General features: G+C 73.4%; 18 protein-coding genes. 7 read left to right on the top strand and 11 right to left on the bottom strand.

The features are described from left to right. Together ACLJPY_RS26220 and ACLJPY_RS26225 are read right to left on the bottom strand one after the other, a co-directional pair. Entirely contained in the window at nt 1-1,365 is a 1,365-nt protein-coding gene (locus ACLJPY_RS26220; RefSeq protein WP_410592320.1) for a hypothetical protein, read from the bottom strand. Between the two features lie 178 nt (nt 1,366-1,543). After that, nucleotides 1,544-2,701: an MFS transporter gene (locus ACLJPY_RS26225; RefSeq protein WP_410592322.1), complete on the bottom strand. Its 1,158-nt coding sequence runs from the start codon at nt 2,699-2,701 to the stop codon at nt 1,544-1,546. A gap of 73 nt (nt 2,702-2,774) precedes the next feature. Here ACLJPY_RS26225 and ACLJPY_RS26230 point away from each other — a divergent pair, with 73 nt between their 5' ends. The 3 genes from ACLJPY_RS26230 to ACLJPY_RS26240 all read left to right on the top strand — a co-directional run bounded on the left by ACLJPY_RS26230 (nt 2,775) and on the right by ACLJPY_RS26240 (nt 5,199). Then, complete coding sequence (locus ACLJPY_RS26230) at nt 2,775-3,335, top strand: CGNR zinc finger domain-containing protein (protein ID WP_410592324.1); 561 nt, start codon at nt 2,775-2,777, stop codon at nt 3,333-3,335. A gap of 43 nt (nt 3,336-3,378) precedes the next feature. Further along, nucleotides 3,379-4,230 (top strand): hypothetical protein, encoded by an 852-nt coding sequence (locus ACLJPY_RS26235; protein WP_410592325.1) that lies wholly within the window; start codon nt 3,379-3,381, stop codon nt 4,228-4,230. Nucleotides 4,231-4,440: 210 nt separating this feature from the next. Continuing rightward, nucleotides 4,441-5,199: a sugar phosphate isomerase/epimerase family protein gene (locus tag ACLJPY_RS26240; RefSeq protein WP_410592326.1), complete on the top strand. Its 759-nt coding sequence runs from the start codon at nt 4,441-4,443 to the stop codon at nt 5,197-5,199. Here ACLJPY_RS26240 and ACLJPY_RS26245 read toward each other — a convergent pair. After that, complete coding sequence (locus ACLJPY_RS26245) at nt 5,189-5,791, bottom strand: HD domain-containing protein (RefSeq protein ID WP_410592327.1); 603 nt, start codon at nt 5,789-5,791, stop codon at nt 5,189-5,191. The two genes, ACLJPY_RS26240 and ACLJPY_RS26245, sit on opposite strands and share 11 nt — an antisense overlap. A 57-nt stretch (nt 5,792-5,848) precedes the next feature. Continuing rightward, nucleotides 5,849-6,520, bottom strand: coding sequence for a lytic polysaccharide monooxygenase (locus tag ACLJPY_RS26250; protein ID WP_410592329.1), 672 nt, complete (start codon nt 6,518-6,520; stop codon nt 5,849-5,851). Nucleotides 6,521-6,907: 387 nt separating this feature from the next. On the opposite strand from ACLJPY_RS26250, the gene ACLJPY_RS26255 reads away from it, so the two are divergent. Beyond that, nucleotides 6,908-7,207: a hypothetical protein gene (locus ACLJPY_RS26255; protein ID WP_410592330.1), complete on the top strand. Its 300-nt coding sequence runs from the start codon at nt 6,908-6,910 to the stop codon at nt 7,205-7,207. A 233-nt stretch (nt 7,208-7,440) separates the two neighbouring features. Here ACLJPY_RS26255 and ACLJPY_RS26260 read toward each other — a convergent pair whose 3' ends face one another. From ACLJPY_RS26260 to ACLJPY_RS26285, 6 genes are all read right to left on the bottom strand, one after another. Next, complete coding sequence (locus ACLJPY_RS26260) at nt 7,441-8,211, bottom strand: MBL fold metallo-hydrolase (protein ID WP_410592480.1); 771 nt, start codon at nt 8,209-8,211, stop codon at nt 7,441-7,443. 120 nt (nt 8,212-8,331) lie between these two features. Beyond that, nucleotides 8,332-8,976 (bottom strand): DUF3618 domain-containing protein, encoded by a 645-nt coding sequence (locus ACLJPY_RS26265; RefSeq protein ID WP_410592331.1) that lies wholly within the window; start codon nt 8,974-8,976, stop codon nt 8,332-8,334. After that, nucleotides 8,973-9,401: a phage holin family protein gene (locus ACLJPY_RS26270; protein ID WP_410592333.1), complete on the bottom strand. Its 429-nt coding sequence runs from the start codon at nt 9,399-9,401 to the stop codon at nt 8,973-8,975. Before ACLJPY_RS26270 ends, ACLJPY_RS26265 begins: the two co-directional genes overlap by 4 nt. Further along, nucleotides 9,401-10,258, bottom strand: a complete 858-nt coding sequence (locus ACLJPY_RS26275) for a hypothetical protein (RefSeq protein WP_410592334.1) — start codon at nt 10,256-10,258, stop codon at nt 9,401-9,403. The genes ACLJPY_RS26270 and ACLJPY_RS26275 overlap by 1 nt, the downstream gene beginning before the upstream one ends. 77 nt (nt 10,259-10,335) lie before the next feature. After that, nucleotides 10,336-11,157: a MerR family transcriptional regulator gene (locus ACLJPY_RS26280; RefSeq protein WP_410592335.1), complete on the bottom strand. Its 822-nt coding sequence runs from the start codon at nt 11,155-11,157 to the stop codon at nt 10,336-10,338. A gap of 8 nt (nt 11,158-11,165) precedes the next feature. Then, on the bottom strand, nt 11,166-11,630 hold the full coding sequence (locus ACLJPY_RS26285; protein WP_191316918.1) for an SRPBCC family protein: 465 nt from the start codon (nt 11,628-11,630) through the stop codon (nt 11,166-11,168). Nucleotides 11,631-11,740: 110 nt separating this feature from the next. Between ACLJPY_RS26285 and ACLJPY_RS26290 the strand changes: the two genes are divergently transcribed. From ACLJPY_RS26290 to ACLJPY_RS26300, 3 genes are read left to right on the top strand one after another with little or no spacing between them, the layout of a single operon-like run. Beyond that, on the top strand, nt 11,741-12,133 hold the full coding sequence (locus ACLJPY_RS26290; protein WP_410592337.1) for an STAS domain-containing protein: 393 nt from the start codon (nt 11,741-11,743) through the stop codon (nt 12,131-12,133). Between the two features lie 30 nt (nt 12,134-12,163). Beyond that, nucleotides 12,164-12,973: a nucleotidyltransferase family protein gene (locus tag ACLJPY_RS26295; protein WP_410592339.1), complete on the top strand. Its 810-nt coding sequence runs from the start codon at nt 12,164-12,166 to the stop codon at nt 12,971-12,973. Continuing rightward, the gene (locus tag ACLJPY_RS26300; RefSeq protein ID WP_410592341.1) at nt 12,970-13,701 is read left to right on the top strand and encodes a metallophosphoesterase family protein; all 732 of its coding nucleotides are present in this window, start codon (nt 12,970-12,972) and stop codon (nt 13,699-13,701) included. Before ACLJPY_RS26295 ends, ACLJPY_RS26300 begins: the two co-directional genes overlap by 4 nt. Before the next feature lie 17 nt (nt 13,702-13,718). Here ACLJPY_RS26300 and ACLJPY_RS26305 read toward each other — a convergent pair whose 3' ends face one another. Further along, complete coding sequence (locus ACLJPY_RS26305; RefSeq protein WP_410592343.1) at nt 13,719-14,327, bottom strand: SGNH/GDSL hydrolase family protein; 609 nt, start codon at nt 14,325-14,327, stop codon at nt 13,719-13,721. Between the last annotated feature and the right edge of the window lie 22 nt (nt 14,328-14,349).

Genomic DNA, 14,349 nt, shown 5'->3' on the forward strand with positions numbered 1-14,349 from the left:
TCAAGGCGCACCCGCGGGTTTCCGCGGGTGCGCCGCGGGCTTGCCCTTCCGGTGGCTGTTCGGCCGGTCGTGGACGTCGCGCTGCCAGCGTCGCAGCGAGTTCCCCGGCATCCCGGCCTGCCGCAGTATGTCCACCCGGTTCTGCCCGCTGAGCCACAGCAGGAAGGAGCGGTCGACGACGTTGAGGCGGCGCGCTCCGAAGTCGTAGTCCAGGACGATGGGGCTGATTTCGAGGTGGTGCATCTGGAACTCGGAGATTTCGGGGAGCTCGCGGATCAGATCCTTGAGGTTCGGGTCCACGGGAGCGCCGAAGGTCCCGATGAAGTCGGCGATCTCGGCCACGCTGAGTCCCCCTTCGAGCCGGCCGATGTCGCAGGCCAGCACGGTGAAGATCGTCCAGCGGTAGATGTTGGTCAACACGGTCGACGGGCCGGCGGAGAAGCTGTCGATGAAGCTGTCGGCCCGGCTGGCCTGGTCCTGGACGATCCCGTTCATCAGCTTCTTCGCGTGTTCGAGTGACCCCACGACGGTGCCTTCGTTGGCGTCGCTGATCACGCCCTGTTCGATGCAGGCCTGGTAACACGCCTGCTGCACGACCCAAACGCTGTCGAGGCAGCTGTCGAGGATGTGGTCCTTGAAGTCGTCGTGGAACGAGATGCCGATGAGTTCCTCCCCGGACGAGATCACCTTCTCGAGTTCCGGCCGGGACCACTTGTCGGCGTTGACGGTCGAGATGCGGCCGCCGAGATCGCCGTTGTAGCGCAGGAGCTTGTTGTCGTCGAGCCAGACCCCGATGATGACGAACCGGTGGTCCGAGTAGTCGAAATAGCCTTTGAGCGACCGCGAGAAGGAGTGCTGGACCTTGTTGGGGAGGTAGTGGAAGTCTTCGAGCACGATCAGCGTTCGCGTCTTGACGGAGTCGAGGGCGGTGATCATGTCGTTGATGTCTTCGAGATCGAGGTCCAGGGAGCCGGTCACCGTCGACCGGCTCTGCTCGTGTTCGGCCTCCCGGCCGAGGGAGCCGGAGATCTCCTTGCCCAGCAGGGGGAGCTTGGCGTCCAGCCGCGCGGTCACCCGGTGCTTGCCCGACACCGTCACCGACTGCGACTTTTCGACCCGGTACCCGACGGCCTTGAGGATCGCCGCGTTGAGTTCGGCGACGGTCCGGATTTCGATGCACGCGACGAGCGGGTGGCCTCGGTCTTTGATGTTCCACTTCCGCAGGCAGGTCTTGCCCTGTTTGGAGGAACCGTGGATCACGATGTGGTGGTTCTGCGCCAGGGCGAGGAAGAGCTTGTTGTCGACCTTGTCCCGTTCGACGTAGTTCAGGGGCAAATCCCGTGATACGCCGAAAACATCGCCCACCTGCGTGATGGTTGGCAATTCGCTGGGCAGGTGCGGGAAATCGTTGATCAATTTCGGCGGGTTCCGCAGGAAATCCGGCACTCGTCCTCCCCTGTCCTGGCAGGACGGGGAGCGTAGCGCAGTTCGGTGACCTTATTGCTTTTCGCGACGGGAAAGGGGTGGAACCGTGGCGAACGGGTCAATGTGTTGAGGCGAACGCGGGGGTGAGCTTCCCGTCGAGCCAGGCCGCGACCACCGCCAGACCGGTGGCCGCGGCCGCGGCCAGCAGCAGGGCCTGGCCGCCGAGGCCGCTCGCCGTGCCCGCGAGGGCAGCCCCCGCCGCCGCGGACGTCACCTTCAGGCCCGCGCTCGTCACGAAGACCTGGGCCTGCGCGCCCGCCGGGGCGTAGGCGCCGCGGGCGGCCAGCGTCGCCGTGAACGACACCGCGTTGAGCACGCCGAGCGCTGCGAACCCGGCGATCGCGACGGCGTACCCGGGGGCGAACGCGCACGCCGCCGTGGCCACCGCCATCGCCGCGAACAGCCGCGCGGCCAGTACTTCCGGTTCGCCGCGCAGCGGCCACGCCGTCACCAGGGCCGAGCCCAGCAGGCTGCCTGCGCCGTAGGCGACCGTGAGGGTCGCGCCCGCCGCGGCCGTGCCGTGCAGCTCCGAGCCGAAACGCACCGCCACGACCGGGAGCGCCCCCAGCTCCAGGGCGGCCAGCAACGTCAGCAGCGTCACCCGCCGCAGCGGGCCGCGCCGGACCAGGACCGCCAGTCCGGCGCGCAGGCCCGCCGCCTCTTCCGGCCGCGCCGGGCCGGTCAGCGGCAGCGTCACGACCAGCGCTCCGGCGGCCACGGCCGCGACGGCCAGGGCGAGCACGGCGTCGAGGGGGCCGGCCGACGCGGTGAGCGCCGCGGCCGCCGCCGGACCGGCCGTGCCGCCGACGCCGTAGGTCAGCGCGTCCCAGCCGCGGCCGCGCCGGCTGCGGGTGACGTCGTCCAGCACGCTGCTCAGCCCGCCGGTGAGCAGCGGCCCGCAACAGCCGGCGACCGCCACCGCGGCGAACGCCGCGGCCGTGGGCAGCCGTCCGAGCGCCAGCGCGCCCGCGGTCAGCGCGAACCCGTACACGAGGTACGCGAGCGCCAGCAGCCGGCGCCGGTCGCGCGCGCGGTCGAGGCGCACGGCCAGCCACGGGCCCACCAGGTGCGGCGCGGTCAGCGCGGCGACCAGCAGCCCGCCGGTGGCCGCGGACTGGTGGCGGTCCGCGGCCAGCAGGAGCAGCCCGACCGCGGCGCCGCTGTCGGCCCCGCGGACCAGCACCGCGGCGGTCAGGTACCGCGTCAGCCCGGACATCGCACCCCCTCGTCACCCCACTGTCTGGTGACGCCAGCTTGGCAGCGGCCGCGTCACCGGTCAATATGGTGACGTGTTCACCTTCCTCGGCGGCCGCCGCTGCCTGGACCTGACGACCACGCTGCAGGTCCGCCACCGCGAGCACCCGCGCGAGCTGCTGACCGCGCCCGCCGACGTCACCCGCTGGCTGGCCGAGGCCGGGTACGGCCCCGGCATCGCGGTCGACGACGACGGGCTCCGCCGGACCGTCGCGCTCCGCGAAACCGTCAACCGGCTGTGCCGGCGGGCCGCGCGGGAGACCGATCGCGCGGAGCTGAACGCGTTCGCCGCGCGGCCGCCGCTGGTCCCGCACTGGACGGGCTCGGCGGTCGAGTACCGCGGCGACCTCGGCCAGGCCCTTTCGACGCTCGCCCGCGACGCGATCGACCTGCTCACCGGCCCGCACGCGGCCCGGGTCCGCGAGTGCGCCCACCCGGACTGCAGCCGCCTGTTCCTCGACGCCTCGCACGCCGGTCGCCGCCGCTGGTGCGACATGACGGCGTGCGGGACCAAGACCAAGTCGGCGGGGTACCGGCAGCGCCGTCGGGTGGCCGACGTTCCGGATGCGCCTTCTCTGGGTAGCCCACCCGTGTGAGCTGAGCAGGTGACGCCTGCTGCGACGAGTGAGAGGTGATCACATGAGCCAGGGCGACGCCCCGGTCGGGCGATCGGTGAAGACGGCGGCGGCCGGCGTGCGGGACCTCGCCGCGGAAGCCGCGCGGGTGGGTGCGGCCGCGGCCGCACGGGCGGTCGAAATCACCGACCGGAAGCTGGCCGAGGGCAAGGACGAACTCGCGAAGGTGGGCCGGGCGGCGACCAAGGACCTCGACAAGAGCACGCGGTCGTCACGCCGCGACGTGCTGTCCCACTCGGGCGCCGCCCGCGACGAGGTCCTGGCCCGCGCGACGAAGCTGCGCGACCCGGGCCGCAAGGCGGCCCAGGCGGTGGCGACGGTGGTGAGTTCGGCGGGCGAGTCCGGCCGCAAGCGCCGCAAGGCCGTGGCGACGGCGAAGCGTGACCTGGCGGTCGCGCTGCAGGAGGCCAAGAGCGTGGCCCGGGGCGAGCGGACGAAGCGTTCCCGCTGGCCGTGGCTGCTGGCGTTCGGCGCGCTGGCCGCGGCGGTCGTGGCGGTGGTCCAGATCCGCCGCCCCAACCCGCTGGCGGAGGCGGAGAAGAACGCCTCGGCGAAGCCGGAGACCAAGCCGGCCCCGACGCCGGCTCCCGCGGCTCCGAGCCCGGCAACCCCGGCTGCCGCGGCTCCGAGCCCGGCAACCCCGGCTGCCGCGGCTCCGAGCCCGGCGACCCCGGCCGCTGCGGCTCCCACGTCCGCGGCCCCGACGACGCCGTCGGCCAAGCCGGAGGCGAAGCCGGCAGCGGCACCGACCCCGGCTAAGCCGTCGGCGGAGAAGCCGGCCCAGCAGGCGGCCAAGGCCGCCGAGGGCGCAAACGGCCGCGCTCCGGCGGGCCGTGGGCAGAACAAGGCCCACTAGCCAGGGCCGCGGTGCCCGCACCCGAGGTGATCACGGGTGCGGGCACCGCCATGCCCGGGGTGTGCCGGGCATGAGGACTCCGCTTCGAACCAATAGCGCGGTCAACAGCGTGAACTCGCCGACCCGCAGCGGTCGAGCGCCCCGGACCGGCCCCCGTGACCCGCCTCCTGAAAGCGCTTACAATCACCCCACCGAGTGGAGAGGTCGTCGATGGGCTGGCAGTTCGCCGTGAGCACCCTGGGCATGCCCGGTGTCCCGGTCCGCGAGGCCGCGCGCACCGCGCGCGCCCACCGCTGCGACGGTCTCGAACTGCGCGTGCACCCCGACGAAGATGTCCACTTGGGACTCTCCGGCCGCGCCACCGACGCCGTCCGGACCCTCCTCGACGACGAAGGCCTCGTCGTCTCCTGCCTGGCCGGGTACGCCAAAGTCGCTGCTCCCGGCCCCGACCGACCCGTCGTCGACGAACTCAACGCCCTGATCGCCCTCGCGCACCGGATCGGCGCTCCCGCGATCCGCGTCTTCCCCGGCGGGGACGGCGAGGCCCGGCCTCGCATCGCCGCCGTCCTTGACGAGCTGCGGGAGGCGCGGGTGCGGCTGCTCGTCGAGACGCACGATTCGCACCCCACCGGCGCCGCCGCCCGGCAGCTCGTCGACGGGTTCGAAGCGCCCGAGCTGGCCGCCGTGCTGTGGGATGCCGTCCACCCGTGGCGGGCCGGGGAAGAACCGGCCGTCACGCGGGCCGTGCTCGGGCCCTACCTCGGCTACTTCCAGGTCAAGGACGTCGCCGGCCGCGAAGACCCGACCCCGGTGCCGCCGGGAGAGGGCGCCGTCCCGCTCGGGGACTGCCGTGAACTGCTGCGTTCGTGGTCCGGGTGGGTGTCACTCGAATGGGAAAAAGCCTGGTACCCCGGCATTCCTCCGGTCGACGTCCCGTTGCGCGCCGCCGCGGAGTGGGTCAGCCGGTGACGGGCCGATCCTCCAGCGGGTTGGCCGCCATGCGGGTGGCGAGGTCGTTGCGCATCGCGGCCGCGGCCAGGCTCTCCGGCTTGCGGGCGGCCTGGTCGCCGAAGCAGCGGAGGAACTCCGTCACCAGGTCCAGCCGCGGGTAGCGCTCGAGCACCGCCGCGCGGAAGTCCGCCGGCAGGTCCGCCACGCCACGCCCGGCGATGTCGGCCGCCGCCGCGCGGCACAGCAGGAAGCCCTCCGGGTCCTCCGCCGGGTCGACGTCCGCCTGCATGTGGCGGACGATCACCTCCACCAGCCGCGCGCGCCGCTGCGGCGCCCAACCCGCCCCGGCGGCGAACACCCACCCGACGTGCCCGCCGGCCACCTCGAACGGCTCGGTGTGGCTGTCGAACACCGCGGCCAGCCCGACGTCGTGCAGCATGGCCGCGACGAACAGCAGCTCGGGGTCGAAGTCGACGTGGTGGACGCCGCCCAGCGCGGCCGCCCAGGCGTACACCCGCAGCGAATGGTTGAGCAGGGACGGCGACGAGTAGGCCGTCGCGACCTCTCTCGCGTGCTCGCACACCGGGCTGCCGGGCAGCGTGAGTTCCATGCCCGCAGCTTACGGCCGGTGCCCGGCCCCGCGGCGGGCCCGCGGGGCCGGCGACGACTAGCGTCCGGAAAAATTCACGTCACTGCAGAAGTAGTACGACTGGTCGAGGTGGCTCGCCTGCCAGATGGTGTAGACGACGTGCCGTCCCGTCCGGGTGCCCGCGTTCACCGCAACCTGGTACTGCCCGGCGGGTGCGTAGCGGTCCGTCCGGGCGACCAGTTCGAGGTCGCCCCAGCCCAGTGGCCGGGTCGCCGGGTCGAAGCCCTGCTTGGTGATGTACACCAGCAAGTAGTCGGCGCCGTGGTGCGCCTGGTCGGTGACGGTCAGGGTGAACCGGTTGTCCTTGTCCGCCATCTGCCACGCGCCGACCGTGTCGAGGGCGTTGTACCGGGGCGCCTGCGTGCGGCCGCCGCTGCACAGCGTCCCGTCCGGGATCGCGCCCTGGTGGTTGCCCTTGACGCCTTCGCGGTAGAGCCCGTTCCAGTTCCACATCGCGTTCGGGTCGGCTTGCCAGGCCTGCCAGCACATCGGGTCCTTCGTCGCCATCGCCGGGTTCTGGAAGTCGCTGCCCCAGCGGTACCAGCAGCCGTAGTTGCGCGAGGGCGGGTCGGTGGCGGACCCGTGCGCGTCGGCGACGCCGGTGAGCACACCGCCCAGCAGGACGGCGGTCACGGCCGTCACCACCAGGGAGAGCAGGGTCTTGCGGGGGCGGATCCGTCGGGGAACCACGCTGTCCTCCTTCGTCGGGGCCGGTTTCGGGGAGCGCTCCCAAGTTCGTGACCATACGCGGCGGCGTTCGCCACCGGCCAGCTCGCGATCTCCGCAAACCCCTGCTGTGCCGGGCTTTCGCCGACCGTGCGGCACTGAACGGCCACTGAACGGTCACTGAACGGCGCAGTGCTCGGCTGGCGGGCCCGCCCGATCGGTCCCGGCCCGGGGACGTCCGGTGAGCGCGGACCCGGCGGCTGCGCCACGCGGGTGCATCCGGAAAAATCTCCACCGCCGGGCGCCACGGGCCGCTGCCGGTCCTTTGAGGACTTGAAGCGATCTCCGTCCGGTGCTATACGAATACCAGGACCTGGTGACATCGCGAGACGATCCGGGGAGTGGACGACGATGCCGGACAAGAGCGCCCGTTCGGCCGCGGCCGAGGCGTTCAGCGAGCTGGTGCTGGCCGACCCCGAGTGGGTCCGGGCGGAGTTCGACGCGATCGTGGCCGCGAACTTCCGCCCGCCGCCACCGCCGGTGCCGCCCGCCCGCCGCGGTCCGGAGCCGCGCCGCCGCCCGGCCGCGGTCGCCGTCGGCCCGCGCCGGTGCCGGGGTGCCCGGCTGCCCGCCGGGAAGGGCCCGCGGCGGGAGCGAGGCCCGCCGCGGCGAAAAGCGCGAAGGGAACGTAGAGCGAGGAAAGGGGAGTGATGCCGTGACGGTACCCGGCCGTACTCCGTCGCCGACGTGTGCTGCCTGCCCCGACAGCGGCCGGTAGGACCTTGCCGAGGCCCGGCCACCGCGCCTCCAGGCGCATCCCCGCGGCAGCGACGCCGGCCTGCCGGGAGCCGTCGAGTTCGCGAAAAGTCACGGACCACGGTTTCGACACGCAGGTTCCTCCGGGGGTTCCGGTGCCGTCCACCGGCACCGGAACCGCACCGGGTTCACAACGAGAGGAATTCGCCCCGCTGCAGCAGTTGCACCCGCGTCGGCGGCCGCCGGCGCCGGACCTCTTCCAGGAAGTTCGACACCGGCGAGTGGAACAGGCCGTAGTCGTCGAAGTGCACCGGGACCGCGCGCCGCGGTTCCAGCAGGTTCAGCAGGTCCACGCCGCCGCGGTGGTCGAGCGTCACCAGCACGCCGAACGCGCGCGTGCCGCCCAGGTGCACCACCGCGAGGTCGAGGTCGGGGAAGTGCTCCCGGATCCGCCGGAGTTCGTCGTGGATCACCGTGTCGCCGCTGAGGTAGATCCGCAGCGGGCCGGTTTCGGGCGTCGCGCGGTACTCCAGGACGCTGCCCATGACCGGCGGGAGGATCCGCTGCATCGGGCCGGGGGCGTGCCGCGCCGGGACGGACGTCACCGTCAGCTGCGCGTCGCCGACGGTGAAGGTCTCCGTCGTCCACGTCGGCAGCGGGAGCGGGGCGTGGAACCCCCGCCGCAGCAGCCGGGTGGCCGCGTGCTCGGTGGTCAGGATCGGGGTGTCGCGCGGGAGTTCGCGCGACGCGATCCGGTCGAAGTGGTCGCCGTGCAGGTGCGACAGGATGACGGCGGTGAGCGGCGGCAGGTCCGCCGGCTGCAGCGCGGGTTCGGTGCGCCGCCGGGAAAACAGGCCCTGGCCGAAGTAGGACCACTGGCCGCGGTGCAGGAAGTTGGGGTCGGTGAGCAGGGTGAACGGCCCCAGCCGCAGCACCGTGGTGGCGGTCCCGACGAACATCAGCGAGTCGCCGCCGGGCGGGTCGAACGAGGGCGGGTTCAACGAGGGCACGGGCAGTCCTTTCCCCGCGTGCTCCGGAAATCCGGGTGGGGCGCGGCCGGGTGGCCGCGCCCCCGCGGCTCAGCTCTGCGACCGCACGTTCTCCCGGGCCTCCTGGGCGCGATCGGTGACGTCGCCGGTCGCCGACTGCGCTTCGTCCTTGACCGTCGACACGGCGTCGGCGGCTTCCGACTTCACCGACTCGGCTGCCTGCTGCGCGGGTTCGCGCAGGTTCTCCTTCAGCTCCTCGGCCGCGTGCTGGGCCACCGGGGCCACGTGCTCGCGGGCGAGGTCGGTCGCCTGGCCGGCGAGCTTGCGTTCCGGCTCGCTCGCGGGCAGCAGCGACGACACGAGCCAACCGGCGCCGAAGGCGATCAGGCCGGCCGCCAGCGGGTTGCCCCGCGTGCCGCGCTGGATCGCCGCCGGGGCCTCGCCGACGGCGCCGGCGGCGGAACTCACCGTGTCACCGACGGTGCCGGCGGCGGAACTCACCTTGTCCCCGGCGGTGGACGCGACCGAGCCCACCTTGTCGCCCGCCGCCGACGCCTGGTCGGTCGCGGTGCCCATGACGCGGTCACGCGCGTTGCCGAACGCCGTGCGCACCCGGCCGACGCGGCGTTCGACGATCCGGCCCGGGCTCACCTTCTCGGTGAGCGCGTTGACGTCCGTGCTGAGATTGCGTTGCGTACCTTCGATTTCGCGCCGGATGCGCTCCGGTTCGGTCATGGTCGTTCGCCTTTCAGTGCGTCCGGGACCTGCTGCAGGGTCTCGACGGTGCGTTCGGGTTTCGGGTTGACCCGGCGGACTTCGCGCCGCCCGGTCGTGTAGAGCACGGCGCCGGCGATCGCCCACACGACCGCGACGATCAGGGCCGCCCAGCCCGCGTCCATCACGTTCGCCAAGCCCTGCCACAGGGCGATGGAGAGGAACAGCAACACCATGTAGCCGGCGAACCCGGCCCCGCCGAGCATGCCCGCGCCCTTCGCGGCCTTGCCCGCTTCGGCCTTGATTTCGGCCTTCGCCAGCTCCGCTTCCTGCCGCACCAGGGTGGAAATGTCCTTCATGACGTTCGACATCAGCTCGCCGACCGAAGTGTCGGCGACGTCGACGGGTTCACCGGCGCGCGGCGCGGGCCCGGGTGCCTGGGTCATCACGGCACCTGCCCCGGCCCGGCGAAGCGGGGACCCGGCTGCGGGAGGTGTTCCGGCGGCTGCGGCGCGTTGTACCCGCCCGGCGCCGCGCCCGGACGGCTCGGCTGCGGAAGGCCTTCGGCAGGCTGCGGCGCGTTGTAGCCGCCCGGGGCGGCATAGCCCGGCTGGGGGAGACCGCCGGCGGGCTGGGGCGGGGGATACCCGCCGGGGGCCGCGTACCCCGGCTGCGGGAGACCCTGCACGGGCGTCGCGTACCCGGCGTCGGCCGGCTGCGGGATCGGCGGGGTCGCGGCGGGACCGGCGTGCTGCGGCGGGGTGCTCACCCCGGTGTCCGAGGACTCCTCCTTGTGCTGCGCGACGACGCCGCGGGTGAGCCGCCCGACGAGGGCACCGGCGACGGCCGCGCCCACCAGGAACGTGCCGGGACGGCGGCGGGCGAAGCGCCGGACCTCGTCCAGGAGGTCACCGGGTTCGCGGTGCTCGAGCCAGTCGGCGACCGTCCGCGTCCGGTCGGAGACCTGCCGGGCGACGTCGCCGGCGAGGCCCGGCGAGTCGGTCTGCTCCGCCATCCGCTCGAGCTGACCGGCCAGCTGGTGGAGGCTCTCGGCCGCCTTCCGCTGGCCGTCCCTGGCCTGCGTCTGCAGCTGTTCCCGGCCCTCGCGGAGGAGGTCGCGGGCTTCCTGCTGGGCGTGCGCGGCGACGTGTTTCGCTTGGTCCGCGGCCGTTTGCGCGACTTCGCCGCCCCGGTCGGCGGCGGTGGCGGCCACCTCGCGGGCTTCGCCCTTGGCGGTTTCCGGCATCGACGGCGATCCGGAGGCGTGCTGCGGCGGTGACTGACCACCGGGTCCCTGGGTCATCTCGACCTCCTGTGCGAGAGGCACTTGGCGCGCCTTCGTGGTGCCGATGGCGAGCATCGGCCTGTCAAGGCGGCTGGCTACCCGGGTGGGCGGTGCATAAACCGGACGCCGCTGCCGCCGGTCAGCAGCGACACGGCGGCCCGGAGGCTGTCCGGGCCGGTCTCCGGTGGCCACCCGGGGCCGGCCAGGACGAGCCGCGGTACCCGGATGCCGTGCGGGGGCGCTGCCGGGCTGCTGCTCCACAGCACGACCGCGGCCGGCCGGATCCGGTCGATCGCGTGCCGGAGCGCGGTTTCCGGCACGGAGGCGCCCAGGAAGAGAGCTTCGCGGCCGTGTTCGGCGAGCGCCGCGCGCAGGGCTTCCAGCGGCAGCGTGTGCCGATCACCGTCCACACAGGCCAGCAGCGCCGCGGGCGCGGCACCGGCGGGCGGCGGAATGCGGTGCAGGGCCGCGGCGATGGCCCAGGACAGGCCGTGCACGAGGTCGACGCAGCGGTCGGCGTCCGGGCCGCAGAGGGCGGTCAGCGCCGGGCGGCAGAGGTCGTCCCAGGTGGCCGCGACGCCGCGGTCGGCCAGGTGCGCGTCGAGGAGCGCGGCGGCGGTGTCGATCTTCAAGCCCCGGACGGCGGTCAACAGCGTGTCCACGTCGGTCGCGCCGGCGTGGAACGCCCGCGCGGCCGCGGTTTCCGCGCCGATCCCGTGCTCGATGAGGTGCTGCATGCGCAGCAGCGCTTCGATGTCCGCCCGCCCGTAGCGGCGGTGGCGGCCGGGCTGCGGCGCGGCCAGCGGGAGGTCGTAGCGGCGGTGCCAGGCGCGCAGCGTCGACGCGGGCACGCCCAGCATGCGCGCGACCGCTCCCGCCGTCCAGGTGACGGCGGGAGCGGTCGCGGGCCGGTCCACCGGCAGGCTCAGTTCCCGGGGCGGGCGACATCACCCCGCCAGGCGCCGGTCTCGCGGCCGCCGCGCTCCTCGATGAAGGTCTTGAACCGGCCGAGGTCGCCCTTGACCCGGCGGTCGAGGATGCCGAGCTTGTCGGCGACGTTCTCGACGAAGCCGTCCGGGTCGATGTCGAGCTGGACGGTGACGCGGGTCTGCCGGTCGTCGAGGCGGTGGAACGTCACGACCCCCGCGTGCGTCGGGCCGGAGTCGGACTTCCAGGCGACGCGCTCGTCCGGGTGCTGCTCGGTGATCGTCGCGTCGAACTCGCGGGTCTGCCCGCCGACGCTGATCTTCCAGTGGGTGTGGGTGTCGTCGAGCTGCCGGATCTCGTCGACGCCCTCCATGAAGTGCGGGAAGGACTCGAACTGCGTCCACTGGTTGTAGGCGGTGGTGACGTCGGTCTCGACGTCCACGGATTCGGTGACGGTGCTCATCGCGGCGTGTCCTTTCGTGGTTCGGTCTGCTCCCTGAGTACCCGGCAAATCGATGACAAAACGATGCAAGCCCTTTAGGCTGGGACAGCAGCGACGGAAAAGGAGCCCCCGTGACCGACGAACGGACGTCCGCACTGACGGTGCGAGTCCGCACCGTGCCCGAGGCCGTCGTGGTCGCGGCGGCAGGCGACCTGGACCTCGGCACCGCCCCGGTGCTGCGCACGCGGGCACGAGACGCACTGGCCGGACGGCCGGGCGCGCTCATCGTGGACCTCGGCGCGATCACGTTCTGCGGCTCGGCCGGGCTGCAGGTCCTCGCCGAGCTCGCCGGCGAGACCGCGGCGGCCCGGCTGCCGTTCGCGGTGGTCGCCGACGGGCGTCCGGTCCTGCGGTCCTTGCAGGTCACCCGCCTGGACGGCGCGCTCGCGCTGCACCCGACGGTGGACCGCGCCTGCGCGTGGATCCGGCAGCGGCCCGGCGCTCCCGGCGTGACCGGCGGTTAGGGCGGGCCGGGTCGCGGGTAGTCCTCCGGCATGGAAGCGGAGGCGCTGCTGCAGAGCCTGACCCGCGTGGTGACCGCCCTCGACGGCACCGGCATCCGGTTCGCCGTGGCCGGCGGCCTGGCCGTGTACGCCCGCGGCGGTCCGCCGTCGGACCACGACGTCGACCTGTTCCTCAAACCCGGTGACGCGGAGCGCGCGGCGGAGGTGCTCACCGCCGCCGGGCTGCGCCGCGTGCACCCGCCGGAGGACTGGCTGACCAAGGTCTACGACGGCGACACCCTCGTCGACCTCATCCACGGCCCCAACCACCGGCCGGTGACCGACGAGCTGCTCGACCGCGCCGCGCTGATGCGGATCGGGTCCACCGCGGCGCCGGTCGTCTCCGGCACCGACCTGCTGGTGGACAAGCTGCTCGTGCTGAGCGCGCACCGGTGCGACTTCGCGCCGCTGCTGCGGATCGCCCGCGACCTGCGCGAACAGGTCGACTGGACCGACGTCGCCGTGCAGGTGTCGGCGTCCCCCTACGCCCGGGCGTTCCTGGCGCTGCTCGGTGACCTCGCCGTGATCGACCCGAAGGAGGCACTCGTGCCCGAACCACCGCAGTACCTCGTCGCCCGGCTCAGCCGGGCCCTCGCCGAAGACCCGCGCACCGCCGAGCTCGGCGTGCACGTGACCGTGCGGGGCGAGCACGTCCACCTGACCGGCGAAGTCGTCTGCGCCGAGCGCAAAGCGGAGGTGGACGCCGTCGTCGGCGAGTACCTGACCGGGGAGCTGGTGCACAACGACGTCCGGGTCGCCGACGTCCGCGAACCGGCGAGCGCGGAGGAGATCGGCCGATGAGGATCGCCGCGGTCGGTGACGTGCACCTCGGCGAGGACTCCCGCGGCCTGCTCCGGCCGGCGCTGGAGCACCTCGCGGGCACCGCCGACGTCCTGTTGCTCGCCGGGGACCTCACCCGGCACGGCACCGTCGAGGAGGCCCGCGTGGTGGCCGAGGAGCTCGCCGGGCTCGGCGTGCCGGTCGCCGCGGTGCTGGGCAACCACGACCACCACAGCGACCGGGCCGAGGTGATCGCGAACCTGCTCCGGGAGACCGGGGTCGAGGTCCTAGAAGGCGACGCGGTCCGCTTCGACCTGCCGGACGGCTCGCTGGGTGTCGCCGGGGTCAAGGGCTTCGGCGGCGGGTTCGCCGGCAAGTGCGCCAGCCGGTTCGGCGAGCGGGAGATGAAGGACTTCGTCGAGACCACGATGGCGTCGGCGGATTCGCTGCGCAAAGCGTTGCAAACCCTCGACACGGACGTCGTCGTCGCGCTGACCCACTACGCACCGATCCCGGGCACGCTGCACGGCGAGCCACCCGAGATCCACCCGTTCCTCGGGTCGTACCTGCTGTGCGAGCCGATCGACGAGGTGGGCGCCGACCTGGCCCTGCACGGTCACGCCCACTTCGGCTGCGAGCAGGGCGTGACCCCCGGCGGGGTGCGGGTGCGGAACGTGGCGCAGCCGGTGATCCGGAAGGCGTACGCCCTGTACGAGCTGCACCCGGCGGAGCTGTCCACGCGCCGCTGACTTGCGGCGAAACTCCGTCAGGCGGCGAGCTGGGCGGCCGCGGCGAGCACGTGCGGCGCCAGGCCTTCGGCGATCACGGCGTAACCGGCCGAAGACGGGTGGAAGCGGTCGGCGGAGAACAGCGCCGGTTCGGCGGCGAAGCGGGCGGCCAGCTCGGGACCGGCGGTGGCCACCGCACCTCCGGCCCGGATCGCGGCTTCGGCCTGCGCCTGGGCGTAGTGGCCGCTGGCCGCGGACACCAGTTGCCGGTACGGGCCGGGCACCCGATCCACGATCCCCAGGTCGGGCGCCGGGACCACGATGACGCGGGCGCCGGCGCGGACCAGCCGCGCGACGGCGTCGTGCAGTTGCCGGGCGCCGACGGCGGGAGCGACGAACCCGGCGAGGTCGTTCGCGCCGATCACGATCAGCGCCAGGTCCACGCCCTCGCCGAGGGCGACGCCGACCTGGCGTTCGAGGTCGCTGGAGCGGGCTCCGGGCACGCCGAAGTTCCGCAGGTGCACGGGGTGGCCGGCGTCGCGCAGCGCCCGGGTGAGGCGGCGGCCCAGGGTGTCGTCCTCGCGGCTGCTGCCGACGCCGGCCGCCAAAGAGTCCCCCAGGACGCAGAATCGGAGTGGTTGAGTCATCACCGGGTACAACGTGGCCGGC

Origin of the sequence: Amycolatopsis sp. lyj-23, from assembly GCF_046549135.1 — a bacterium.
Lineage (GTDB): Bacteria > Actinomycetota > Actinomycetes > Mycobacteriales > Pseudonocardiaceae > Amycolatopsis.